Source organism: Micromonospora sp. NBRC 110037, from assembly GCF_001652995.1.
Classification (GTDB): Bacteria; Actinomycetota; Actinomycetes; order Mycobacteriales; family Micromonosporaceae; genus Micromonospora; species Micromonospora chalcea.
On record NZ_BBVA01000002.1, the window covers coordinates 805,826 to 829,949 of the forward strand.

The window sequence follows — 24,124 nt, forward strand, 5'->3', positions numbered from 1 at the left end:
CCGGACCCGCACCTGTTCTTGGTGCGGTGAAGAAGGGCACGACAAGCGGTCGTGCGCGGTATCTCCGCACGCTGGGCGGTGCAGCGTGTGTTCCTATCACGGGCACGATAGGCGTAACTGCCCACGTAAGTGACCGCGGTGGCGGTAGCGCCTAATCGTCGGTGGGGACAGTCGGTCGAAGGCCGCAGCATCGGTGTTGTCGCAGGGGTTTCCAGCGGCTGTCGTTGGGCGTGCCGACGGCTCCACTTGCTTCGATTGTGTCGTGTCGACAAGGGTTACCGCGTCGGGCCGGGTTAGCGCGCATCCGCAGCTCGTTGTTTTCCTAAGACGAAAGATCGGAGTGGTTGCCTGCCGTGGCATGTGGTCGGCGCGAATCTAGCTGGTGGCCTTCTGGTGAATAACTAGGCAGTGCGAAGCGGACGCGATCAACCGCGGCTGCTCGTCGGGAGTGAGCCGTTTGGCGTGGTCGGATCGGCCGTTTCAATGAGGACGCGCAGAGGGGACGTCGGCAACGCTATCCATCCCTCGGAGCGGGCGAGTGGCCGTTGTTCGTCATTCGGCCCGTTGACCCTGCCGGTCGCAGCCGCACGAGCCGCCAACGAAGCGATCACCGCGTCGAACGCGTCGTGGCTACGCCGGGCCAGCGCCTCGAACGCGCCGAACTCCAGCCAGGGCGCGGCGTTGCTCAGCGCCGTCACGATATCGCCGGGCTGGACCTTGCGGCGTCGGCCCTTGTAACCGCGATGGGTCAATCCCCAGCGGTTCAGGGCTGCTGCCGGATACACCTCGACGGCACGGCCGTCACCGCAGCGATCGACATCCTGGCCGTCCGCGGCGAGCATCGACAGCAGGCCGGCGCAGCGGAAGGCAGCGTGCCCGATACGGTCCGCAGCTACGCTGAGCGGGACGATCCCGGTTTTGTCACGCACCACCTCGTCGGTCAGGCGATAGGCCAGCTCGCGTCGCCAGGCCCCACCCTCGACGTCGGCGACGGTCGTAACGTGACCGGCCTGGTGCGCTACGACGAAGGCGACGAACGGTGCCGGCCAGCCGAACGGGCAGTCAATCCCTGTCTTGTCCGCGTGCCGGCTCGCCTCGACAATCTGCGCGTCGTTGATGCCGAGGAGCAGGTCGCGCACCACCGCCCGGTCGGGCAGCCATTCGATCGCGGCCATCGCCGTACGCTCGTTCGCGGCTGCTAAGTCGACGCCGAGGGTCCGCACCGCACAACCGTAGTTATGGCCGGGGCTTCGCGGCCATAATCTGAACGACGATTCGATACGAGATGTTCGGGCGGGTGCCAGTCCACAGAACTGAGGGGCCGGTCCGCGGCCGCTAATCGGTTGCCCGTCGCGGTGACGGCTGCCTAGATTGCCGATCATGCACGACATCGACGGGCGTTCCGGATGAGCAGCCGTCTCCGCGAGATCGCCCGGCAGACGGTCGCGATCGCCGAGTCGGGGCGCTACCGCAACAATGCCGGCGAGGACATTACGATCGAAGCGGCGGTACGCGCCGCGGTCGACGGCACCCGCGAGCACCTGCCGGACGAGGCCCTCCACCTGGACGGCACGAAGCCCGGCGCCGACACCGTCGAGGTGACGTACGAGTCGACGTTGCAGGCGGCCCGCCGGCTCGGACCCGGCGCGGCGTGTCTGGTGTTCGCGTCGGCGAAGAACCCGGGTGGCGGGTTCCTGGGCGGGGCGAAGGCGCAGGAGGAGAGCATCGCCCGCTCGTCGGCGCTGTATCCCTGTCTGCTCGCCGCCCCGGACTTCTATGCCTTCCACCGGGGGCAACGGGATCTGCGCTACAGCGACCGCGTCGTCTACTCCCCGGGCGTGCCGGTGTTCCGTGACGACAAGGGGAACCTGCTCGACCGGCCGTACACGACGTCCTTCCTGACCGCGGCGGCGCCGAACCTGGGCGCGATCGTGCGCAACCAGCCGGAGCGCGCGCCGGACGTGCCGGCGGTGCTGGGCCGGCGGGCCCGGCGGGTGCTGGAGGTGGCGGCCGCGCACGGGCATCGGACAGTGGTGCTGGGCGCGTGGGGGTGCGGGGTGTTCCGCAACGACCCGGCCGTGGTGGCCGGCGCGTTCGCCGACGCGCTCCGGGTGGTCGACCGGTTCGGCCTGGTGGTGTTCGCCGTGCGCGACGGGCTGCCGGGCACGCCGGTGTACCGCACGTTCGCGGAGCGCTTTCGGTAGGTTCGTCGCATGAGTGAGGACACGCTCCGGTCGGTGGAGATCGAGCGCACCAGCGTGGGCAGGTACGTCGTGCGCAACGCCCGTGGCGGCGAGCTGTCGATGGGTACGGGGGAGGACGCGACCTTCACGCCCGTGGAACTGCTGCTGGCGGCGCTCGGCGGCTGCACCGCCGTCGACGTCGACCTGGTGACCAGCCGGCGCGCCGAACCGACCCGGTTCGCCGTCACGGTGAGCGGTGACAAGATCCGCGACCCGGAGGCCGGCAACCGGATGGAGAACCTCACCGTCACCTTCGCGGTGGCGTTTCCGGCCGGCGCGGACGGTGACCGGGCCCGCGAGGCGCTGCCCCGATCTCTGCGGCAGTCACACGACCGGCTCTGCACCGTGTCCCGCACGGTGGAGCTGGGCACCCCCGTCACCATGGTGGACGCGAGCGACAGGGGCCCGGCCGAGCCTCGGTGACCGCCGGAGACCCGGTGCCACCCGGGCCGATCCGCCAGGTCTGTTAACGCTAACCATTGCCGAGGCAGTGTCCCGGCATGGGTCGCCATCCGGCCACAGAAAAGCCTTCGGAAAGCTTTGACCCCCCGATTACCTTGACAGCCGTCTATGTTATCGAAAACATGACTGGTAACCCGGACGTAACGCCGCTGCCATGATCGCTCGCCCCGTCTCGTGATCTCGGGAGCGGAAGCGACCAAGCGCGGGAGGTTTCGGTGGCACGAACCGCTCAGACGACGCGGACGGTTGCGGTGGTGGTCTCGGCGACCCTGGCACTCGGCGCGGGGGCGCTGGCCGGGGTGCCGCCCGCGTCGGCGGCGACGGTGGACACGACCGCGTCGTACGTGTTCGTGAACCGGCACAGCGGCAAGGCGATGGACCTGTACGACTGGTCGACGGCGGAGAGCGCGCCGGTGAACCAGTGGACGCGCAACGACCTCGCGGTGCAGCAGTGGCAGTTCGTGGACGCCGGTGGCGGCTTCTACAGGGTGCGGTCGCGGCACAGCGGGAAGGTGCTGGAACTGCCGAGCGGCAGCGACGGCACCCAGCTGGTGCAGTCCACCGACAGGTCGTCGGCCACGCAGCAGTTCCGGTTGCAGGACTCCGCGGGCGGGTTCGTGCGGTTCGTGAACCGCCAGTGGAACAAGGTGATCGACGTGTGGGGCTGGTCGACCGCCGACGGCGGCCGGCTGGCCGGCTACTCCGACCTGGACGGCGGCAACCAGCAGTGGCAGCTGATCCGCCTGGGCGGCGGGACGCCGACCACCCCGGCACCCACCACTCCGGCGCCGGCCTATCCGCAGCCCGGCCGGGTCACCGGCGACATCGGCGTGCACGACCCGACGGTGGTCAGACGACCCGACGGCACCTACCTCGTCGCGCACACAGGTGACGACATCGCGTTGAAGACCTCCACCGACCGGGTGGCCTTCCGCAACGCGGGCACCGTCTTCCCCGGTGGCGCGCCGTGGACCACCACGTACACGGGTGGCGCGCGCAACCTCTGGGCGCCCGACCTGTCGTACCGCAACGGGCGCTATCACCTGTACTACTCGGCGTCGACCTTCGGCTCCAACCGTTCGGCGATCTTCCTGGCCACCAGCGCCACCGGAGCCTCCGGGAGCTGGACCAACGAGGGGCTGGTCGTCGAGTCGCGGACCACCGACGACTTCAACGCCATCGACCCGAACCTCACCGTCGACGACCAGGGCCGCTGGTGGCTCACCTTCGGCTCGTTCTGGTCCGGCATCAAGATGATCCCGATCGACCCGGCCACCGGGCACCGGCTCGGCACCGCCATGTACGGTCTCGCGAACTACGGCCCCGGCATCGAGGCGCCGGTCCTGGTCAAGCGCGGCGCCTGGTACTACCTGTACGTCTCGTTCGACAGATGCTGCCAGGGCGCCGCCAGCACGTACCGGATCATGGTCGGCCGTTCGGCGAGCCCGACCGGGCCGTTCCTGGACCGCGCCGGCCGGGACATGCTCGCCGGGGGCGGCACCCAGATCCTCGCCTCGCACGGCAGCGTGCACGGGCCCGGCCACCAGGCGGTCCTCGCCGACACCGACGGCGACGTCCTCTTCTACCACTACTACGCCGACAACGGCGCGTCGCTGCTCGGCGTCAACCGCATCGGCTACGACGCCGACGCCTGGCCCTACGTCTACTGACCCGGGACCACCGATACCTGGCCCACCTGGGAGGGCACATGCCGCTTCGACACCTGCTCCGCACGGCCCACCGGGCCGGCGCGGCGCCCGCACGCCGTCGCCTGCGGCCGATGCTGGCCGCGGCGCTCGCGGCGATCGCCGTGACCGCCGGCCTGCCGGTGGCCGGACCCGCGCAGGCCGCACCGGCGGTGAACCACACCAACCCGCTGGTCAACCAGCGTGCCGATCCACACATCGTCAAGCACACCGACGGCTACTACTACATGACCGCGACGGTGCCGGAGTACGACCGGATCGTGCTCCGGCGGGCCACCACCCTCCAGGGACTGGCCGGCGCCGCGGAGACGACGATCTGGCGCCGGCACACCAGCGGAGAGATGGGCGCCCACATCTGGGCGCCGGAGATCCACTTCATTGACGGCAAGTGGTACGTCTACTTCGCCGCCGGACGCACCGACGACGTGTGGCGGATCCGGATGTACGTGCTGGAGAACGCGAGCGCGAACCCGCTGTCCGGCTCGTGGACCGAACGCGGCCGGATCACCACGCCGTGGGACACGTTCAGCCTGGACGCCTCCACGTTCGTCGTGAACGGGGTGCGGTACCTGACCTGGGCCCAGCAGGAACCCGGCATCTCCACCAACTCCAACGTCTACCTCGCCCGGATGGGCGCCAACCCGTGGCAGATCACCGGCACGGTGACCCGGCTGGTGGTGCCGACGTACGACTGGGAGACCCGGGGTTACCGGGTGGCCGAGGGCCCGACGGTGATCCAGCGCAACGGCCGGGTGTTCCTCACCTACTCGGCGAGCGCCACCGACGCCAACTACTGCCTCGGCATGCTGACCGCGTCCGCCGGCGCGAACCTGCTCGACGCCGCCGCCTGGAGCAAGAGCCCGACCCCGGTGTTCGCCAGCAGCGCCGCCACCGGCCAGTACGGCCCCGGACACAACTCCTTCACCGTCTCCGAGGACGGGCAGAGCGACATCCTGGTCTACCACGACCGCAACTACCGGGACATCAGCGGCGACCCGCTCAACGACCCGAACCGGCGGACCCGGATCCAGAAGCTGTACTGGAACGCCGACGGCACCCCGAACTTCGGCATCCCCGTGCCCGACGGGGCCACCCCGGTCCGGCTGCGGTCACACGACCTGACGACGAGCTACGTCCGGCACTACGACTACCGCGCCCGCGTCGAGCCGAACGTGACGAAGCTGGCCGACTCGCAGTTCCGCATCGTCCCCGGCCTCGCCGGCGGCGGATCGGTGTCGCTGGAGTCCACGAACTTCCCCGGCTACTACCTGAGGCACCGCGCGTTCGCCCTCTACGTCGAACGCGACGACGGCTCCACCCTGTTCGACAACGACGCGAGCTTCCAGCGCCGTCCCGGCCTGGCCGCGCCCGAGGCGCTCTCGCTGGAGTCGCAGAACTACAGCGGCCGGTACGTCCGCCACCGCGACGGACTGCTCCAGCTCGAAGCGGTGGACACCAGCGCCGACCGGGCCACTGCCACCTTCCACCTGGAGTAGGCGCCCGCAAACCGGCGTACCCCCTTTGGAGGTCCACGATGCTCAACCCCGCAGTGACGTCGCCGCCCGGCGCCCGACGGCCCCGGCGGGCCGGCCTGGTGCTGGCCCTGGTGGCGGCGGTGGCCGGCGCGATCGGCGTGGCGGTGGTGGCCGCGCCGCCGGCGCAGGCCGCCACCATCGACACCAGCGCCTGGTACGTGCTGGTCAACCGCAACAGCGGCAAGGTCCTCGACGTCCGGGACACCTCGACCGCCGACGGCGCGGTGATCCAGCAGTGGTCCCGCAACGACGGCGCGTGGCAGCAGTTCCAGTTCGTCTCCTCCGGCAGCGGCTACTACCGCCTGCGGGCCCGCCACAGCGGCAAGGTGGTCGACCTGTGGGAGTGGAACACCGCCGACGGCGCCGAGTACCGGCAGTGGCCCGACCTCAACGGCACGAACCAGCAGTTCCAGGTCCTCGACTCGGACAGCGGCTACGTCCGCCTGATCAACAGGCACTCCAGCAAGGCCCTGGAGGTCTGGGAGCGGTCGACCGCCGACGGCGCCCGGATCAGCCAGTACGCCGACCTCAACGGGTGGAACCAGCAGTGGCAACTGGTCCCGATCGGTACCGGCACACCCACCACGCCGCCACCGGCCACCGGGTGCGGCAGCGGCTCGTACCAGGCCGAGGCCGCGTTGAACGGTGGAACCTGGACGGCCCGCAACGGATCGTCGACCGTGTACACCGGCTCGGACATGCTCGCCGCGATGCAGGCGGCGGTGAACTCGCTGACGCCGGGACGGACCGCGAAGCAGCGGGTGGTGGTGCGCGGCTCCGGCTCGATGAGCGCGGGCTCGCGGTTGTCGCTGCCGTCGTACACGACGCTGGCGGTCTGCGGCACGATCAACGTGACCGGCTCGGGGTCGGGCGACTACGCGCCGGTCTACTCCCGCGGCACCACCGACGTCGAGGTGCAGAACCTGACGCTCACCGGTGCTCCGCTGTACGGCATCTTCATGCGCAACGTGAACAACCTGACGCTCGGCCAGATCGACATGCGGCTGTCCGGCGGCCTGGGCGTGCGGATCGACAACCACGGTGGCGACCGGGCGGTCAAGGTGCGCAACGTGCGCATCGACACCGTGTACGTGTCGGGGACCGGCGCGCACGGCGTCGAGACGTACGGCGTCGACGGCCTGACGATCGGCACCGTCACTGCGCGCAACACCGGATACTCCGGTCTGCTGCTCAACGACACGATCAACGCCACAGTGGGCACCGTCGACGCGCAGGGCGCCGGCACCGGAACCGGCTACGCGGCGTTCCGGATGGCCAACCGCAACGGCCGGATCGGCAGCTCGTACCCGACGAACATCCGGGTCGGCACCGTGATCGCGTCCGGTGGCGGCCGGGGGGTCTTCTGCGTGTCGGAGTCCGGCGGCGCGGTCATCGACCGGGTGACGATCTCCAACACCGGCAACAACTCGATCCTCGTGGAGAACTGCTACAACGTCACGATCGCCGGGGTGTCCGGCACGGTGACCGGCGGCGGCGAGGTGCGCATCGCCTCCCGGACCGAGTTCCCGATCTCCTCGGGCATCCGCTTCCAGAACCTCACCGTCACCAACACCAACATCACCCAGAGTCCCTGCGGCGGAGCGAACAACACGATCAGCAACGTCACGCGGGTCAACTCGACGCTGACCTGGTGTTGAGCGCCGCAGGCGCACCCCCCCCCGCACCACCCACCCACCACCACCGTCCACCGGAGGAGTCCCCGTGACAACGGCTCTCACCACCACCGAAAGGCGCCGGCGGCACCGCTGGCGGTCAGTGGTCGCCGCCGCCGGCGCCCTCGTCGTCGGCACCGTCGGCGCGGTCGTCGCATCGCCCTCGGCGCAGGCCGCGACCATCGACACCAGCGCCTGGTACGTGCTGGTCAACCGCAACAGCGGCAAGGTCCTCGACGTCCGGGACACCTCGACCGCCGACGGCGCGGTGATCCAGCAGTGGTCCCGCAACGACGGCGCGTGGCAGCAGTTCCAGTTCGTCTCCTCCGGCAGCGGCTACTACCGCCTGCGAGCCCGCCACAGCGGCAAGGTGATCGACCTGTGGGAGTGGAACACCGCCGACGGCGCCGAGTACCGGCAGTGGCCCGACCTCAACGGCACGAACCAGCAGTTCCAGGTCCTCGACTCGGACAGCGGCTACATCCGTCTGATCAACAGGCACTCCAGCAAGGCCCTGGAGGTCTGGGAGCGATCGACCGCCGACGGCGCCCGGATCAGCCAGTACACCGACCTCAACGGGTGGAACCAGCAGTGGCAACTGGTGCCGATCGGCGCTGGCAGCCCCGGCACGCCCCAGACCGGGCTGGTCGGCTGGGCCACCCAGAACGGCGGCACCACCGGCGGCGGCAACGCCGCCGTCACCACGGTGACCAGCGCGTCCGCCCTGTCCAGCGCGCTCGGGTCGTCCAGCGCCGCGGTGATCCGGGTCTCCGGCACGATCTCCTGCTCCGGCATGCTGCGGGTCCGCTCCAACAAGACGATCCTCGGCAACGCCGGCGCGACGATCTCCGGCTGCGGATTCACCGTCAGCGGCGACCGCAACGTCATCGTCCGCAACCTGAACTTCCGCAACTGGAACGATGACGCGATAAACGTCGAGCAGTCGGCCACCAACATCTGGATCGACCACAACAGCTTCACCAACGGGTACGACGGCGCTGTCGACATCAAGCGCGGCTCCGACTTCGTCACCGTGTCCTGGAACCGCGTCTACGGTCACGACAAGTCGATGCTGCTGGGCCACAGCGACGACAACGGCAGCCAGGACGTCGGGCACCTGCGGGTCACCTACCACCACAACTGGTTCGACGGCTCCAACCAGCGCCACCCGCGGGTGCGCTTCGGCAACCCGGTCCACGTCTACAACAACCTCTACAGCAACGTCGGCGGCTACGGGGTGGCGTCGACGATGAACGCCGGGGTGCTCGTGGAGGGCAACTACTTCGAGAACACCGCCGACCCCTACCACCGGGGCGAGGGCTCCTCCGGCCCCGGATCCCTGGTCGCACGCAACAACTGCTTCGTCAACTCGGGGGCCGGGCAGGCCGGAGGCAGCGTCGCCGGCATCCCGTACCCGTACACGATGGACGCCGCCTGCGACGTGAAGTCCGTCGTGACGGCGGGCGCCGGCGCCGGCCGGATCAGCGTCTGACCGCGCGCCGCCTGGCGCCACCACGTCACCGGCTGGGCCGGCCCGGGCTTTCTCGGGCCGGCCCGGCCGTCGGAAGCAGGGCCGGGCCGGGCTCTCATTGCGGGGCCGCCGAGGGGGTGACGGGATGAACTATCGGAAGAAGTTCCGGAAACAGAAAGCGCTAACAGAACACAGATGGACTGGTCGTCGACATTGTCACTAGAACGCTTCAACGGATAGTCTGTGCCGGTCGGGCGATCGAAGTTCGCCGAAACTTTCGACAAGCTACCGCTACGGAGAAGCGACATGACGACCGCAACAAAGAGCCCCGAAACAGCCGGGCCCCACGGCGGCGAGGTGCGCGGCCGTCTGATCCGAAATCCGGTTCTTCCCGGCTTCAACCCCGACCCGTCGATCTTGCGCGTCGGCACCGATTACTACATCGCGACGTCGACCTTCGAGTGGTACCCGGGTGTCCGCCTGCACCACTCGACCGACCTGGTGCACTGGCGCCCGCTCGGCGGCGTCCTCACCGAGCGGCGTCTTCTCGACCTCACCGGAGCGGGTGACTCCTGTGGCGTCTGGGCGCCCGATCTGTCCTATGTGGATGGCGAATTCCATCTCCTCTACGCCGACGTCGCCAGCTTCGCCAGCGGTTACTGGGATCCCCAGAACTACCTGGTGACCGCGTCCGACCTGGCCGGGCCCTGGTCGGATCCGGTGGTGCTGCACGGGCGCGGGTTCGACGCGGCGTTGTTCCACGACGAGGACGGCACGACCTGGATGCTGTCGATGACCGCGGACTGGCGGCCCGGCCGCGACCGGTTCGCCGGCATTCAGATTCAGCAGTACGACCGTGAGGCCCGTCGCCTCGTCGGCGCCGAACGGGTCATCTTCCACGGCACCACGGTCGGCGTCACCGAAGGGCCGCACCTGTACCAGAAGGACGGCTGGTACTACCTGGTGACCGCGGAGGGTGGCACGTCCTGGACGCACCAGGTGACAGTGGCCCGCTCGCGTAGCCTGTTCGGGCCGTACGAGGTCGATCCAGCCGGCCCGATGCTCACCTCGCACGGTCGTCCCGAGCTGGAGCTGCAGAAGGCCGGCCACGGCAGTCTCGTGTCCACGCCGGACGGGCGTTGGTACCTGGCGCACCTGACCGCCCGGCCGTACACCCCACTCGGCCGGTGCGTGCTCGGCCGGGAGACCGCGATCCAGGCCGTGCAGTGGCCGGAGGGGGAGTGGCCGCGCATCGAGGGCGGGGTACCGGCGGTGACGGTGCCGGTGCCAGGCGAAGCCGAGCCGGCAGAGGATCCGACGGAGGACCGGGACGACTTCACCGGGCCGGTGCTCGGCCCGGAGTGGTCGACGCTGCGCCGCCCCGCCACTGCGGACTGGGTGGACCTCACGTCGCGTCCGTCGTACCTGCGGATCCAGGGCGGGCAGTCGCCGGTCGGCCGCCAGCGTCCGAGCCTGGTCGCGCGCCGTGTGACCGCGCAGCAGTGCGAGCTGACCGCGCACATGCGCTTCGAGCCGGCCAACTACCGCCAGCTCGCCGGCGTCACCGCCTACTACAACACCCGCAACTGGCACTTCGCCTACGTGACCGCCGACGACGACGGGCGGCCGGTACTCGAGGTGATGTCGTCCGACAACGGCCGGCGGGCCATGCACGACGCGTGCCGCGTCGAACTGCCGGAAGCGGGGGAGATCACGCTGCGGGTCACCTTCGACGGTCCCCGCGTCACGTTCGCCTATCAACCAGCCGGCGCGGCGCACTGGATCGGGCTGCCGGCGGAACTGGACGCCACCATCCTGTCCGACGAGTACGCGGCGACGCTCGTGGACGGTGAGCCGGAGGGCTGGGGCTTCACCGGCGCGTTCGTCGGCCTGTGGGTACAGGACCTGGGCGCCGAAGGCGGATACGCGGACTTCGACTGGGCCTCGTACCGCTCCTGGTGAGTAGTGGCCGGCCTGATCGCGGCCGGGTGTGTGCGCCGTCCCCGGCGTCCGCGCCCGGCCGCGTCGCGTTGCGCACCCGGTCGGTCGACGTCTCGGCGCGGCACGTGGAAACATGGTCGACGTACGTCGATCGATCGAACGGGGGATCATCGTGACGACGCAATTGTCAAAGGCCGCCGTCGTGCCGGGTCCGGCCGGGCATCCGCTCCTCGGCATGCTGCCGGCGCTGCGCCGCGACCTGCTGGGCACGATTCTGGACGGCTTCCACACGTATGGCGACGTGGTGGCGTACCACGTCGGACTGCCCCAGGGACCGCGCGCCGTCAGCATGGACGTGGTGAACGTGCACCACCCCGACGGCATCCACCAGGTCCTCACCACGCCGCAGGTGTTCAGCCGCCGCGCGAGCGCGTACGAGATCCTCCGCGAGTTCATCGGCGAGGGCCTGCTGACCAGCGACGGAGACCGGTGGCTGCGACAGCGGCGGACGCTGCAACCGCTGTTCACGCCGCGCCGGGTGGCCCGCTACACCGAGCTGATGACCGAGGAGGCAGCCCGCGTCGCCGACGACATGGCGCTCACCACGGGATCCGTCGTGGACCTCTACCAGGTGATGCAGCGCTACACCATGCGTGTCGTCGGCCGGGCGCTGTTCGGCGACGACATCGACGAGGTCGTACCCCGTCTGCAGGAGCTCATGCCGATTCTGGGCGACCTCGCGCTGGCGCGCGCCCTGCAGGTGGTCAAGCTGCCGCTGAGCTGGCCGACGCCGCGGGCACGCCGGATCGGGCAGGTACGCGCGAGTCAGTACGAAATCGTCGACCGCATCATCGCCGATCGACAGGGCCGGGCGGTCGGGGAGGGTAAGGAGGATCTGCTCAGCCGGTTGTTCGCGGCCGAGGATCCGGAGACCGGGCAGGCGCTGTCCATCGAGGAGATCCGGGACCAGGTCCTGGTGTTCCTGCTCGCCGGCCACGAGACGACCTCGGCCGGGCTGGCCTTCACCATGCACCTGCTGGGCCGCCATCCCGACGTGCAGGAGCGGGTCGCGGCCGATGCCGCCACGGGCGACGGGGAACTGGTGCGGGCCGCGGTCCTGGAAGGCATGCGGCTGTACCCGCCCGTGTACAGCATGGAGCGGATGTCCGAGACGGACGTCGTCGTCTCCGGTCACCGGATTCCCGCCAACACCAAGGTGGTACTCGCTCCCTGGGTCACGCACCGGCACCCGGAGTTCTGGCCCGACCCCGAGCGTTTCGAGCCCGACCGGTTCCTCGGCCGGCAGGAGCGACCGCGCTATGCGTATTTCCCCTTCGGTGGCGGGCCGCGTAGCTGCATCGGGGAACACTTCGCGCTGCTGGAGATGACCGTACTGCTGAGCGCGTTGCTCGCCCGCTATCGCGTCGACACGCGCGACGAGAGGCTGGAGCTCGTACCGATGGTCACTCTGCGTCCGGCCGGCGCGGTCCGGGCCACGCTGACCGTCCGGTGAACCGGCGCCCTGGCTGATCCGACGGGGTCAGCCAGGGCGCGTCCGGCTCCGGTGAAGGTCGGTCGCTACGTGACCCGCGACCCTTCGCCCTTCGCGGCGGGCACCGCCTCGACGGCTGGTGGAGCGCCAGTCACCGCGGCGGGCCGGGGATCGGCGGCACGCCTGCGGGGCCTGGCGAACCGGCGCATCATCGGCCGTTCCACGCTGACGTGCAACAGCGACGCGAGGCCGAGCGTCACCAGGTACGCGCCGACCATGACGGCCAGCGCAGCGGCGACACCGAAGCCGTTCGCGGACATGTTGCCGGCGCCGTACAGCACCAGGATGTGGATGAGATAGAAGGCGAAGGACGTGTCGCCCAGCCAGCCGGCGACCGGCCCGCGCAGTGGTGAGCGGTGCCCCTCGACGTCGGCCCGGGCTGCGGCGGCCACCAGCAGCGCGAGCGGGACGACCATCGCCGCGACGACCGAGTAGAGCAGCGGCACGACCTCGGAGACGCCGTAGAAGGCCAGCGTGACAAGTGCGGCGGCGGGCAGGCTCAGCCGGAACCACAGGCCCTGCATGACGAGCCGGGCGATGACGATCCCGAGGAGGAAGTCCAGCATCCGGATCAGCGGAAACTGTTGCACGAACCAGAACTGCGGAAATGCCGCATCCGCATAGGTGTACGTCGGCTCGGCGGGAAGGAACGCCGTGGAGACGACGGGGGCGACGAGCATCGCGGCGACGATGCCACCGGCGATCCACCAGAGCCAGACGGCGGAGAGCCGCCGGAACCCGGCGAGCAGCCACGGGAACGACGCATAGAAGAAGATCTCACAGCTCAGCGACCAGCTCGGCGGATTGATTCCGTTGAAGATGAACTCGTCCGGAATCCAGCTCTGCACCAGCGTGATGTTCGCCAGCGTCGGCCACAGCGGCGCGCCGCCCCGGATCAGGACCATGAGAACGACGACCACGGCGCACACGACCAGATGGTTCGGCAGGATCCGGGCGGCCCGGCGGCGCCAGAACTGGCGCTTCGGCTCGTGCTCCGGAGCCGACCAGGTCAGGACGAAGCCGCTGAGGATGAAGAAGAAGCCGAGGGCGGCAGAGCCGGTCCGGCTGAGGACGGCGAACCACCAGTCGTCGATCCGGCCGTCGGCGAAGAAGCCGAACAACGTCGTGTGGGAGAAGAAGACCGTCACGGCCGCGATCCCCCGCAACCCGTTGAGCGTCGGCAACTGCCGGGCCATGCGGCCCGCCTGCTGTGTCATCGGCGGCCACCCTCCGTGGTGTCGGACAACTCCTGTCGGCGTACCGGCCGGCGCGTCCGGAACGCCTGCTCCGCGATGTCGGCCGCGCGCCGTACGCCGTCCAACTCCGCGATCCTGCGCTTGTAGTGCTGGGCCTTCGCCCGGTAGGCGGGGTCGCCGCTCACCCTGTCGACGGCCGCACGAAGCCGCCCCGGAGTCACCTTGTGCACCGGGATGAACTCGCCCGCGCCGAGGTACTTGAGCCGGGCCGCCACGCCCGGCTGGTCGTTGCCCACGGGTAGCGCGACCATCGGCACGCCGTGGGCGAGGGACTCCAGCGTGGTGTTGATTCCGGCGTGCGTGATGACGAGGGACGCCCGCGCCAGCAGGTCGAGCTGTGGTGCGTACTGCACCACGATCGGGTTGCCGGCCAGGTCGGCCGGCGGCTCGACATCCGTGCTGCCGAGGGAGACGACCAGTTGCGCGTCGAGTCCGGAGCACGCCTGGGCGATCGCCCGGAATATGTGCGGGAGGCGGTTCTGGAGGGTGCCCATCGACGCGTAGATCAACGGGCGACCGTCGAGCTTCTCCCACGGGAAGGACACCGGCTCGGTGCTGTCCTCGTCATGGAACGGCCCGGTGTAGTGGAACGTGTCCGGCAACCGGGTGCGCGGGAAGTCGAAGAACGGCGGCTGCTGGGTGATCTGGGCGAGGTCCGAGCCGTCGTTGACTCCCTTGACCGGCGGCAGGCCCCATGCGGCGCGACGTTCGTTGATCCGTTGCACCACCGGCCGGATGACCCAGGCGATCACCTGGTCGCCCAGCATGTTGCGCACGCGCGCGAGCAGTGAGGGATGGTACGGCCACGCCGTCATGAACGGTGGTACACCCGGCTCGGTGTTCAGCGCCAGCGCGTTGCAGACGTTCACGACCGGAAGGTCGAGGTGTTCCGCGACGGAGTTGCCCGCGCCGTAGACCTGGTCCACCAGCAGCGCGTCAATGCCGTGCCGCTGCACCAGCCCCGGTAGGTCCCGTAGGAGGACCTCGACCTCCCGTACGTAACCGCGGACGATGAAACGGATCGCGGCGAGACCGGTCAGCCGGCCCTGTTCCTCGGAGAAGCGGGCCAGCGTACCGACCGGAAACTCGCGCTCGCCGATCGGTGCGAAGGCGAACCCGGCCGTGAACGACCTCGTCCCGGCGTCCGGCAGGGAGACCAGGGTGACCCGGTGGCCGCGTCGGAGCAGTTCCCTGCCGAGCGTCGCCATCGGGCTGAGCTGACCGGTGTAGTCGGGGACCACCAGTCCGATGTGGAACGTGTTCGGGGCAGGCATGTCTCGCTCCCTCGCTGGGCTCATACCACAGTCGTCAGACGCGACTGATGTATCGAAAACTCGGCCGGGGTACGTCCGACGATCTCGCCGTCCACCTCCACCGGCAGCGGACTGTCCGCGTCGACACGCACGGTGCGCACCTCCTGCCGGTGGATCGCCGGGTGTCCCGCGGCGGCGCCGCGGAACACCCGCCACATCAGCCCGGCCACGCCGGCCCGGCCCACACCGGCCACCCGGACCGCGTCCAGGTAACCCGCCCGCGGCGGCTCGGCGCGGCCGAAGGTCAGCCCGCCGGCGAAGTACGGCACCTTGAGCACGGCCAGATTGGTGATGATCTGGTGCGACGGTTCGCCGTCGAGTTCCAGCCGCACCGCGACGGGCCGCCAGCGGGCCAGCGTCCGGATGCTGGACGCCGTCTCGGCGAGTTGGAGGTTGAGCCGCTTGAGGACCCGGTTGGCGGGTGTCTTCTCGGTGAACCGCTGGCCGATCACGCTGATCAGCCCGACCGTGCAGCTGACGAGGAAGTACCTGTGGCCCCGGGTGCCGTCGGGCCGGGTGAAGGTCACCTCGCCGACATCGGTCTCCCGGTCGCGGGCGCGGTCGAGCAGACCGCCGAGGTCGGCGACCGGCCGCAGGCCGCGGGCGAAGTCGTTGCAGGTGCCGGCCGGCACGTACGCCAGCCGCACCTTCTCCCCGCCCGCCACCAGCACCCCGTTGGCGACCTCGGACAGTGTGCCGTCACCACCGACCGCCACCACCGTGCCGTACCCGTCCTCCACCGCCTGTCGCCCGAGCGCGATGCCGTGCCCGGGGTGGCGGGTGAACCAGCAGTCCGCCTCGGGTAGCTCGGTGGCGATCCGCTGCTCGATCGTGCGCCCGCGCTGGACCCCGGAAGCGGGGTTGACGATGCAGACGGCCGGGCCGCGCTCACCGGCCGCCATGTGCCTGCTCCTTCGTCAGGTCCGCCAGGGAGTGGCTCAGCGCCTCCGCGAAGCCGACCCGTGGTGAATAGCCGATCGACCGGATCCGGCCGACGTCGTACCGCATTCCTCCGGCGACGGACCGGACCGCGTAACGGGTGAGCAACGGCCGGCCCGACCCGGTGCCGATGCCGGCGAGCCCGGCCAGTTCGGACAGCGCGCCCACGGCCAGCGCCGCGCCGAACGGGACCGACGAGGTCGGTGGCCTTGCCCCGATCCGCTCGGCCACCGCGGCGAACAGCCGCCCCAGGGTCAGGCCGTACGAGTCGCCGACGATGAACCGCCCACCCGCGCACCCGGGTGCGGTGCCGGCCAGCACGATCGCGTCGGCCAGGTTCGCGCTGTACGTCAACTCGATCGGGGGCGCGCCGCGGTCGAACTGGACGAGCTTGCCGTCTCGCAGTCCGCGCACGAGCTCGGGCAGGAAATTGCGGTCACCGGGTCCGAAGACCCAGGCGGGGTACACCACAGTGACGTCCAGGCCGTTTCCGTGGTACGACCACGCCACGTCTTCCCCGGCAGCTTTCGACAGCGGGTACGGGTATCGCGGCACCCGCCGCGGTGACGCCTCGTCGATGACCTTCGCGGCGTCGAAACCGAAGACGTCGACGGTGCTCAGGTAGACGAACCGGGAGACGCCGCAGCGTCGCGCCTCGTCCAGCACCGCCCGGGTGCCGTCCCGGTTCACCTGCCAGATGCGAGGGCCGGGCCGCCAGTCGGTCAGATCGGCGGCCGCGTGCACCACGAGGTCGACGCCCGCGCAGGAGCCACGCAGCGACTCCGGATCGGTCAGGTCACCGAGGTGCGCCGCGTACGTCGCGTGGTCCGGTGCGGGCGTCCGCACCAGCCCTCGTACCGACCAGCCGTTCTCCGCGAGCGCGGCCGCGACCGCGCGGCCGACGCAGCCGGTGACACCCGTCACCAGCGCGACACGGGACCCCATCACGAGCCGCCCGTCAGCAGTGCACGCAGGTCGGCGAGCAACGACCCGGCCGGGTCGAGCGCCCGCATGCGCGGCAGCAGGTTGCGCAGGTCCCGGCGCTGGCCTGACTCGTCGATCAGCAGCAGTTCCGGGCCGGCGACGAACTGTCCCACGTGCGCGGGCTGGAGGCCGCGCTCCGACATCGCCCGGGAGCATCGCTCCGCGTCGGCCGGATCGATCGCGTACAGCAGCTCGAATTCGCCCCACTCCGCGGCAGCCGAGCACCACCGGGGCAGGTGGGCCGCCTCCGCGACGGCGGAGGCGATCGGCGCGTACATCTCGTCGTGCAGCACCACCTCGACCCCCAGGCCATTGAGCTCGGCCAGGCTGACCGCCGCGCTCAACAGGCCGTCGCTGGTGTCGATGCACGCCCGGGCGTACCGGCGCAGTGGATCGCCCGCGGCCACCCGCGCCTCGGGCAGCCACGGTTCGCCCGCCGCCGTGCCGCCCAGCGCCAGGGTGCGGAATCCGACCGCGTTGCCGGCGCCGACCGGACCGGTCACGTAGAGCGCGTCACCGGGCCGGGCGCCGAGCCGGCTCAGGACGGAACCGCGGCGCAGCGTACCCAGGGCACACGAGGTGAAGCTCTCCTCGTTGGCCCAGTTCGTGTCACCGCCAACGACGTGGCAGCCGTAGCGTTCGGCGGCCTCGGACGCGCCGCGCCCGAACTCGCGGGCGTCCTCGAGAGTCCATCTGTCCCGGCGCAGCGAGCAGGAGACGAGCACGGCGACCGGGTCGGCGGCCACCGCGGCGAGGTCACTCACGCTGACGGTGGTGGTCAACCACCCCTTCGCGTACGGTGTGGTGGCGGTGGCCAGCTCGGCGCCGTCGTTCAACGTGTCGACGGTCAGTGCCAGGAGCCCGCCGGCGCCCAGATCGAGGAGTTCGGCGTCGGCCTCGAAGGCGTTGTTGAGCTGCCGGGGCGACCGGACCATGCACTCGCGTATCGCGGTGATCAGGCTGCCCTCGGCCGCGTTCAGGGACAGCCGGTTCCAGGCGGTGGAGGTCATGTCATGCCTGCCGGGAAGACTGGGTCGCGCGCAACGTCAGCTCCAGATAGGCCATCATCGGAACGGCGACGACGAGGAAGAGCGTCGGCCGGTGCAGCGCGCCGAGCGACAGGAAGAACAGCGTGGTCGCCCTGATGAACCAGACCAGCGCCTCGTACGCGCGGGTCTCCGGCGCCCTGATGAGCGTCACGAGACTCTGCGTGAACCCGAGCCCGGACGCGACGAGCAGCGCCCAGAAGACGACCTCGGCATAGGCGCCCGCGCGATCGGCGCCCGCCACGGCCGCCGCGCCCGCGGCCACCACCGCCACGACCGGGAACACCACGGCGATCCGGCTGGAGGCCCTGGTCCCGATGGCCACCGGCAGCGTCCGGTAGCCCGCGACCCGGTCGCCTTCGATGTCCTTGAAGTACCCCACGAGGCAGAAGCCACTGAACGCGACCGCGACGAGCGCCGTCTGGAACCAGGTCACCGCCGGGATGTCGAGCCATCCCGCGTCGGGTCGGACGGCCACGGCGCCGAGCACCGTGAACAGCGCCATGTCGACGCCGTTGACGAGGTTGCCCAGCATGGGGATGCGCTTGGTCCAGGAGTAGACCAGGTGACCGCCGATCGCGATGACGCTCCACAGGGCCAGCGTCGGTGCGGCCACGACAGCCACCAGCATCAGCGCGGTGGACAGCGCGAGCGTCAGCCCCAGCCCGACGTGGGGGTTTATCAGCCCGGTGACGAAGGGGCGGTCCGGCGCGTTGACGGCGTCGGCCTTGCGGTCGAACCAGTCGTTCATCACCACGCCGACGCCGTATCCGAGGGTGCAGAACAGCAGCCCGATCACGATGCTCGCGGCGCTGGCCCCGACCGGCGGCGCCGTCATGCCGACCAGACCGGCCGACAGCGAGAAGGGCACGAAGTGGAGCCGCCACATCCGCGCCCAGGCCACCAGCAGGTCCCGGGTGCTGACTGCGGGTTCGAGCCGGCTGACGGTCATCGGTCCTCCAGGTGCATCAGGTCGCGGACTTCGGCGAACGCGGCGACGACGCGCTTGAGCTGCTCCGACGTGTGCGTGGTGGCGAAGCTCGCCCGCAGCCGGGGCGAGGCGGCCGGGGGGACCACGGCGTTGACGTACACGCCGTGGTCCAGCAGGCTGCGCCACGCGAGCAGGGTCTGCTGGACGCCGTCGAGCCGCACCGACACGATCGGCGTCTCACTCGGTATCGGGTCGTAACCCAGGGCGGTGAGCTCGCGACGCACGTACGAGGCGTTCTCGACCGCCTGCCGGCACAGCCATGGTTCCGCCCGCAGGATGCGCAACGCGGCGTAGGCGGCGGCCAGGTTCGCCGGCGGCGCGGATGCGCTGAAGATGAGGCTGCGCGCGTGGTGGCGGAGGTACTCGATGACATCCTCCGGACCGAGCACCGCGCCGCCGATCGACGCCAACGACTTGCTGAAGGTGACCGTGACGAGGTCGACCTGATCGGTGACGCCGAAATGGGCGCTGGTGCCCCGGCCGTCGGCCAGCACGCCGATGCCGTGCGCGTCGTCGACGAGCAGGCGGGCGCCGTACTGCCGGCACAGCCGGACCACCTCGTTCAGCGGGCACAGATCGCCGGCCATCGAGTAGACGCCGTCGACCACGACCAGCCGGCCGGCGTCCGAGGGGCCGGCCGCCAGCTGCCGCTCCAGGTCGGCCATGTCGTTGTGGGCGAACCGGCGGGTCTTCGCACGGCTCATGCCGCAGCCGTCGTAGGCCGAGGCGTGCGCCTCGCGGTCGAGGATGACCTCGTCGTGACGAGACAGCAGCGACGCGATGACTCCGACGTTCGCCTGGTAGCCGGTCGGGAACACCAGAGCGGCCGGCATGCCGAGGAACTCGGCCAGCTCGTGCTCCAGTTCCTCGTGCAGAGGTGTGTTGCCGTTGAGCAGCCGAGAGCCCGTACGCGACGACCCGTACGCCTCGATCGCCGCCTGCGCCGCTGCTTTCACCTGGGGGTGGGAGGTGAGTCCGAGGTAGTTGTTCGAGCCGCACATCAGGATGTCGCCGTCCCCGGTCTGCGCGACGGTCGCGTCCTGCCCCTCGAAAGGAGTGAAGTACGGGTAGAGCTTGGCCGCGCGAGCCTCCCTGCTCTCGGTGTACGACCGGCAGCGGCCGAAGATGTCCACTGTCACCACGTTCGCGTAACCCCTCTCGTCTGGTACCCCGTGTGCATCAGGTCATCGGGCGGACCTGCTGCCCCAGCTGTCGGCGAACTCGCTCCGGACGGCGGCGCACCGCCGACCGGTTCCGGCCGGCACGGAACCGCTGTGCGGAGGGAGGTGGGCGATCGGACGCGGACGGCGTACGGAGGCTCTGCGGGTGGGTGCCCGCCGAGGCGGGCCCGGGCTCTCGCCGCAGGGTGGCCGGACCTGCCCGGCGGCCTGGCGCAACGGCGCGCCGACACGCCGGTGGCGGGTTCGCCCGGGTGAACGACGGCCGCCGGCCGCGGTTCGGCCATTCCGAATGCGAGCGGGTGATCCGGGCACCGCGGCCTGCACTTCGATCCGGGGCCGGCGATATCAGCCGGCATCAGGCCATCAGGCTTGCGAAGGCTCTCGGAAGCCAGGACCAGAACCAGAAGACGCGCTTCTACAGCAGCCCGATGAAAACGGTATTTCGACGGCAACACATAGACCGGTACCTCCCCCGTTCCGCTGTCGACATTCATCAGCGGCGAATCGCTAAGCGATCTCTCTGGGGCAGGATGCTACGCCGGATCCGCAGCGCGAGTCCACCCCGCTTCGGGCGTCGGTTCCTCCCGGGCGCGGGGTCCACGCCGGCTTCCGGTGCGGTGCGCAGGGCGGTGATCGAGGGCTTGAACAGGGGCCATCCGGCCGGTTCGACAAGATCAACGAATAGTCGTCGATGAATAACCCGCATCTTCGTTCCGGCTGCCCGGCTTTGACCGGTCGCGCATCGGGCAGGCGAATCGGCGGGAGAATGTGGATAATGATCGTCGTGGCGCATCGCAGCAGACTCTCGACGATCCTGATCGACGTGCCGGGCGGTGAGGCGCCCGCAGCCGCCGCCTTCTGGTCGACGGCACTCGGCGTTCCGGCACGTACAGTCCCCGACGAGCCGCAGTTCACCTCTCTGCACGGCGCGTTGCCCGGCCTGGTGCTCGCGATCCAGTCCGTGGACGAGCCGGCTCGATATCACGTCGACATCGAGACCGACGACGTCGAGGCCGAAGCGCGCCGGCTGATCGCCCTCGGCGCTGTCGAGGTCGGCCGCTGGCTGGAGTGCATCACCTTACGGGCTCCGGGCGGTCATCTCGTGTGTGTCATCCCGTGCCACAGCGATCCGAAGACCTTCGAGTCCCTCTCCCAGGCGTGGGAGTAGGCGCGCGGCCACGCAGGCGTCCGCATGGCCCGTGTCATGCTCGAAGCGATGAGCACCCAGCGTCCGCGCGACCCACGTCCCCTCCGTCGGCCGCGCCGCCCCCTGGCCCGCGTCGCGTTGGTCGCCGGCGTCCTCGCCGCGTTGGGCGCCGTCGCTGTGGTCGTGGTGCCGCTGCTGCGGCCGCCGGGCCCTCGACCGGCCTTCCAGCTCCCGGTGGCCTGCGGTGAGACGTGGCGCCTGTCGACCTATCCCGGGCACGACGACTACGACATCGACCTGTTCCCGGCCCGGGGCGAGGCGTGGGGACGGCCGGTGCTGGCCTCCGCCGCCGGCACCGTCACCGTGGCCGGGGTCAACGGTTCCCTGGGTGGTCGCACCCCGCAGGACCCGAACGGGCCGAAGGGGCGCGGCGGCGGCTACTGGGTGAAGATCGACCATGGCGGGAAGTGGGAGACGCAGTACCTGCACCTGCTCGAACCGCCGCTGGTCGAGGCCGGTCAGCGGGTGGCCCGCGGCGATCAGCTCGGGCGGGTCGGCAGCACCGGGAACTCCGGCGCCCCGCACCTGCACTACGAGCAGCGCCGGGGCTGGGAGAAGGTGGAGGCCCACTTCGACGGCGTGCCGTCCGGCATCACGTCCGACGACCGCGAGTACACCGTCCGGCTGACCAGCGCGAACTGCGACCAGGGTCGCCGGTAGCCACGGTTCGGCGTACCACCGGGGTCGCGCCGGACGGCGGCGAGAGCGGTCCCGGCGATAGGATCACCGGCACCCGCCGCCCGTACCCGCTGGAGCCCCGCTGTCCCGGCAGCCCGCCACCCGTCCCGCCCGGCGTGCCCGCCGGGCGCTGGCGCTGGTGTGCCTGCTCGTCGTGGCCGGGCTGCCCGCAGGGTCGGCGCCGCTCGGCGAGCCCGGGTCCGGGACGCTGCGGGTGCTCCAGATGAACCTCTGCAACAGCGGCCGGGCCGGCTGCTACACCGGCCGGGCCGTCCGCCAGGCCGCCGACGTGATCGCCGTCGAGCGGCCCGACCTGGTCACGCTCAACGAGATCTGCCGCGACGACGTGGAGACGCTGGAGCGCGCGCTGCGGGCCGCCCGTCCCGGCGGCACGGTGGTGTCCGCGTTCCACGCCGCCGGTGACCGCCCCAACGCCGGGCCCACCTACTGCAACAACGGCCAGCCGTACGGGATCGGGTTGCTGACCCGCCTCGACGCGCGCGGCGCGCGGCCCACAGTGCACCGCGGCACCTACCCGGCGCAGGATTTCGCCGACCCGGAGGAGCGGGTCTGGCTCTGCCTGCGGGCCGCCGGGCTGCTGCACGCCTGCACCACGCACCTGGCGAACACCAGCGGTCAGGTCGCGCTGGCCCAGTGCGCCCAACTGGTCGGCGCGGTGGTGCCGGCGATCCGCCGCGACGGCGGGTACGCGCCCACAGTGCTCGCCGGTGACCTCAACCTGCGCGTCGGCGGCACGCCGGACGTGCGGTCGTGCGTGCCGGCGGGTTACCGGCGGATCGACGACGGCGCCCGGCAGCAGATGGTGACGACGGGCGACGTCACCATCTGCTGCCACCGGCCGGTGGACATGCGCGGGACGACCGACCATCCGGCGCTGCTGGCGACGGTGTCGATCGACGGCGAGCCCGCGACGGACCTACGGTTTGCGGGCGAGTAGCCCGACGAACGTGTGGTAGGTGTCGGTCTGCTGCGGCGCGGGCGCGCCCGGATCCGGACGCCACTCGGCCAGCGGCACCAGCCCCGGCTCCAGCACCGTCAGCCCGTCGGCGAAGGCGAGGATCTCCTCGTCGGTACGCCAGCGGCCGGTGCCCAGCGACTCGTTGAAGACCCGCTCGACCTCGCGCGCCTTGCGGGAGCCCTCCGGGTCGCGCTCGCCGGGGTCGCGGAAGTGCGAGATCGCCACGTAGCTGCCGGACGGCATCGCGTCGATCAGCTCCGCCGCCACCGCGCCCGGGTCCTCGTCGTCGCCGAGGTGGTGCAGGATCGCGAAGAGCAGCAACCCGATCGGCCGGTCGAAGTCGAGGAACCGGCGGACGTCCGGGTCGTTGAGGATCTCCTGCGGTGCCCGGACGTCGGCCTGGATCACCGTCGCGGTGCCCTCCGCGGCGAGCAGCGCCCGCCCGTGGGTCAGCACGATCGGGTCGTTGTCCACGTAGACCACCCGGGCGGCCGGGTTGTGCTCGGTGGCGACCTCGTGCACGTTGCCCTGCGTGGGCAGCCCCGAGCCGAGGTCGAGGAACTGGTCGATGCCCGCCTCGGTGACCAGGAACCGGATGACCCGGCGCAGGAACGCCCGGTTGGCCTGGCCGGCGGCGGGCCCGTCCGGCGTGATCCGCAGCGCGTGCTCGGCGACCTTCCGGTCGACCTCGAAGTTGTCCTTGCCGCCCAGGAAGTAGTCGTAGACCCGGGCGACGCTGGGAACGTTGAGGTCGATGCCGGGGGGTGCCGCCTTGTCGCGGGTCACAGGCGTCTCCATTCGATTCTGATCAGCGCCGCCCGCCGGTGGGGTTACGGGCGTTTTCGGGGAGTGTAGCGACCGGACGGCCCGAATTGTGGCCCCGGCTGGTACCGCTCCCACGGCGTCGGCCCGTCACCAGCACGTTCACCGTGCGACACGCGGAACGCGCCGGGCCGGAACCGGTTCG

At 70.6% G+C, this 24,124-nt stretch carries 20 protein-coding genes; 11 read left to right on the forward strand and 9 right to left on the reverse strand.

Going from position 1 to position 24,124, the window contains the following annotated elements:
* Positions 1-425: 425 nt before the first annotated feature.
* Entirely contained in the window at positions 426-1,223 is a 798-nt protein-coding gene (locus A4R25_RS02840) for a DUF429 domain-containing protein (RefSeq protein ID WP_051610856.1), read from the reverse strand.
* Between the two features lie 183 nt (positions 1,224-1,406).
* Here A4R25_RS02840 and A4R25_RS02845 point away from each other — a divergent pair, with 183 nt between their 5' ends.
* The 8 genes from A4R25_RS02845 to A4R25_RS02880 all read left to right on the forward strand — a co-directional run bounded on the left by A4R25_RS02845 (position 1,407) and on the right by A4R25_RS02880 (position 12,544).
* Positions 1,407-2,204, forward strand: a complete 798-nt coding sequence (locus A4R25_RS02845) for a TIGR02452 family protein (protein WP_064445492.1) — start codon at positions 1,407-1,409, stop codon at positions 2,202-2,204.
* Positions 2,205-2,213: 9 nt separating this feature from the next.
* Entirely contained in the window at positions 2,214-2,666 is a 453-nt protein-coding gene (locus A4R25_RS02850) for an OsmC family protein (RefSeq protein WP_064445493.1), read from the forward strand.
* A gap of 254 nt (positions 2,667-2,920) precedes the next feature.
* On the forward strand, positions 2,921-4,375 hold the full coding sequence (locus tag A4R25_RS02855; RefSeq protein WP_064445494.1) for a family 43 glycosylhydrolase: 1,455 nt from the start codon (positions 2,921-2,923) through the stop codon (positions 4,373-4,375).
* Positions 4,376-4,413: 38 nt separating this feature from the next.
* Positions 4,414-5,907 (forward strand): family 43 glycosylhydrolase, encoded by a 1,494-nt coding sequence (locus A4R25_RS02860; protein WP_064445495.1) that lies wholly within the window; start codon positions 4,414-4,416, stop codon positions 5,905-5,907.
* A 38-nt stretch (positions 5,908-5,945) separates the two neighbouring features.
* Positions 5,946-7,604: an RICIN domain-containing protein gene (locus A4R25_RS02865; RefSeq protein WP_064445496.1), complete on the forward strand. Its 1,659-nt coding sequence runs from the start codon at positions 5,946-5,948 to the stop codon at positions 7,602-7,604.
* Positions 7,605-7,668: 64 nt separating this feature from the next.
* Positions 7,669-9,111 (forward strand): RICIN domain-containing protein, encoded by a 1,443-nt coding sequence (locus tag A4R25_RS02870; protein ID WP_082930891.1) that lies wholly within the window; start codon positions 7,669-7,671, stop codon positions 9,109-9,111.
* A gap of 285 nt (positions 9,112-9,396) precedes the next feature.
* Entirely contained in the window at positions 9,397-11,052 is a 1,656-nt protein-coding gene (locus tag A4R25_RS02875; RefSeq protein WP_187692950.1) for a glycoside hydrolase family 43 protein, read from the forward strand.
* A 151-nt stretch (positions 11,053-11,203) separates the two neighbouring features.
* Positions 11,204-12,544 carry a cytochrome P450 gene (locus tag A4R25_RS02880; protein ID WP_197494842.1) on the forward strand — a complete coding sequence of 447 codons (1,341 nt, stop codon included), beginning with the start codon at positions 11,204-11,206 and terminating at the stop codon, positions 12,542-12,544.
* Between the two features lie 65 nt (positions 12,545-12,609).
* Here the strand turns inward: A4R25_RS02880 and A4R25_RS02885 are convergent, their stop codons facing one another.
* From A4R25_RS02885 to A4R25_RS02915, 7 genes are read right to left on the reverse strand one after another with little or no spacing between them, the layout of a single operon-like run.
* Positions 12,610-13,800 (reverse strand): acyltransferase, encoded by a 1,191-nt coding sequence (locus tag A4R25_RS02885; protein ID WP_082930893.1) that lies wholly within the window; start codon positions 13,798-13,800, stop codon positions 12,610-12,612.
* Complete coding sequence (locus tag A4R25_RS02890) at positions 13,797-15,113, reverse strand: glycosyltransferase (protein ID WP_064445499.1); 1,317 nt, start codon at positions 15,111-15,113, stop codon at positions 13,797-13,799. The genes A4R25_RS02885 and A4R25_RS02890 overlap by 4 nt, the downstream gene beginning before the upstream one ends.
* A gap of 20 nt (positions 15,114-15,133) precedes the next feature.
* A complete protein-coding gene (locus tag A4R25_RS02895; protein WP_043322980.1) occupies positions 15,134-16,054 on the reverse strand; it encodes a diacylglycerol kinase family protein in 921 nt (306 codons plus the stop codon).
* Positions 16,041-17,036 (reverse strand): NAD(P)-dependent oxidoreductase, encoded by a 996-nt coding sequence (locus A4R25_RS02900; RefSeq protein WP_043322983.1) that lies wholly within the window; start codon positions 17,034-17,036, stop codon positions 16,041-16,043. The genes A4R25_RS02895 and A4R25_RS02900 overlap by 14 nt, the downstream gene beginning before the upstream one ends.
* Complete coding sequence (locus A4R25_RS02905) at positions 17,036-18,085, reverse strand: thiamine-monophosphate kinase (RefSeq protein ID WP_064445500.1); 1,050 nt, start codon at positions 18,083-18,085, stop codon at positions 17,036-17,038. The genes A4R25_RS02900 and A4R25_RS02905 overlap by 1 nt, the downstream gene beginning before the upstream one ends.
* 1 nt (position 18,086) lies before the next feature.
* Positions 18,087-19,073, reverse strand: coding sequence for a UbiA family prenyltransferase (locus tag A4R25_RS02910; protein ID WP_064445501.1), 987 nt, complete (start codon positions 19,071-19,073; stop codon positions 18,087-18,089).
* Positions 19,070-20,251 carry an aminotransferase class I/II-fold pyridoxal phosphate-dependent enzyme gene (locus A4R25_RS02915; protein ID WP_197494843.1) on the reverse strand — a complete coding sequence of 394 codons (1,182 nt, stop codon included), beginning with the start codon at positions 20,249-20,251 and terminating at the stop codon, positions 19,070-19,072. Before A4R25_RS02915 ends, A4R25_RS02910 begins: the two co-directional genes overlap by 4 nt.
* A gap of 817 nt (positions 20,252-21,068) precedes the next feature.
* Between A4R25_RS02915 and A4R25_RS02920 the strand changes: the two genes are divergently transcribed.
* The 3 genes from A4R25_RS02920 (at position 21,069) to A4R25_RS02930 (ending at position 23,136) form a co-directional block, all read left to right on the forward strand.
* Complete coding sequence (locus A4R25_RS02920) at positions 21,069-21,461, forward strand: VOC family protein (RefSeq protein ID WP_043329945.1); 393 nt, start codon at positions 21,069-21,071, stop codon at positions 21,459-21,461.
* A gap of 48 nt (positions 21,462-21,509) precedes the next feature.
* Entirely contained in the window at positions 21,510-22,160 is a 651-nt protein-coding gene (locus tag A4R25_RS02925) for a M23 family metallopeptidase (protein WP_064445503.1), read from the forward strand.
* A 157-nt stretch (positions 22,161-22,317) separates the two neighbouring features.
* On the forward strand, positions 22,318-23,136 hold the full coding sequence (locus A4R25_RS02930; protein WP_231915417.1) for an endonuclease/exonuclease/phosphatase family protein: 819 nt from the start codon (positions 22,318-22,320) through the stop codon (positions 23,134-23,136).
* Here A4R25_RS02930 and A4R25_RS02935 read toward each other — a convergent pair.
* Positions 23,116-23,943 (reverse strand): SAM-dependent methyltransferase, encoded by an 828-nt coding sequence (locus A4R25_RS02935; RefSeq protein WP_043322995.1) that lies wholly within the window; start codon positions 23,941-23,943, stop codon positions 23,116-23,118. The genes A4R25_RS02930 and A4R25_RS02935 overlap by 21 nt on opposite strands.
* Positions 23,944-24,124: the final 181 nt, after the last annotated feature.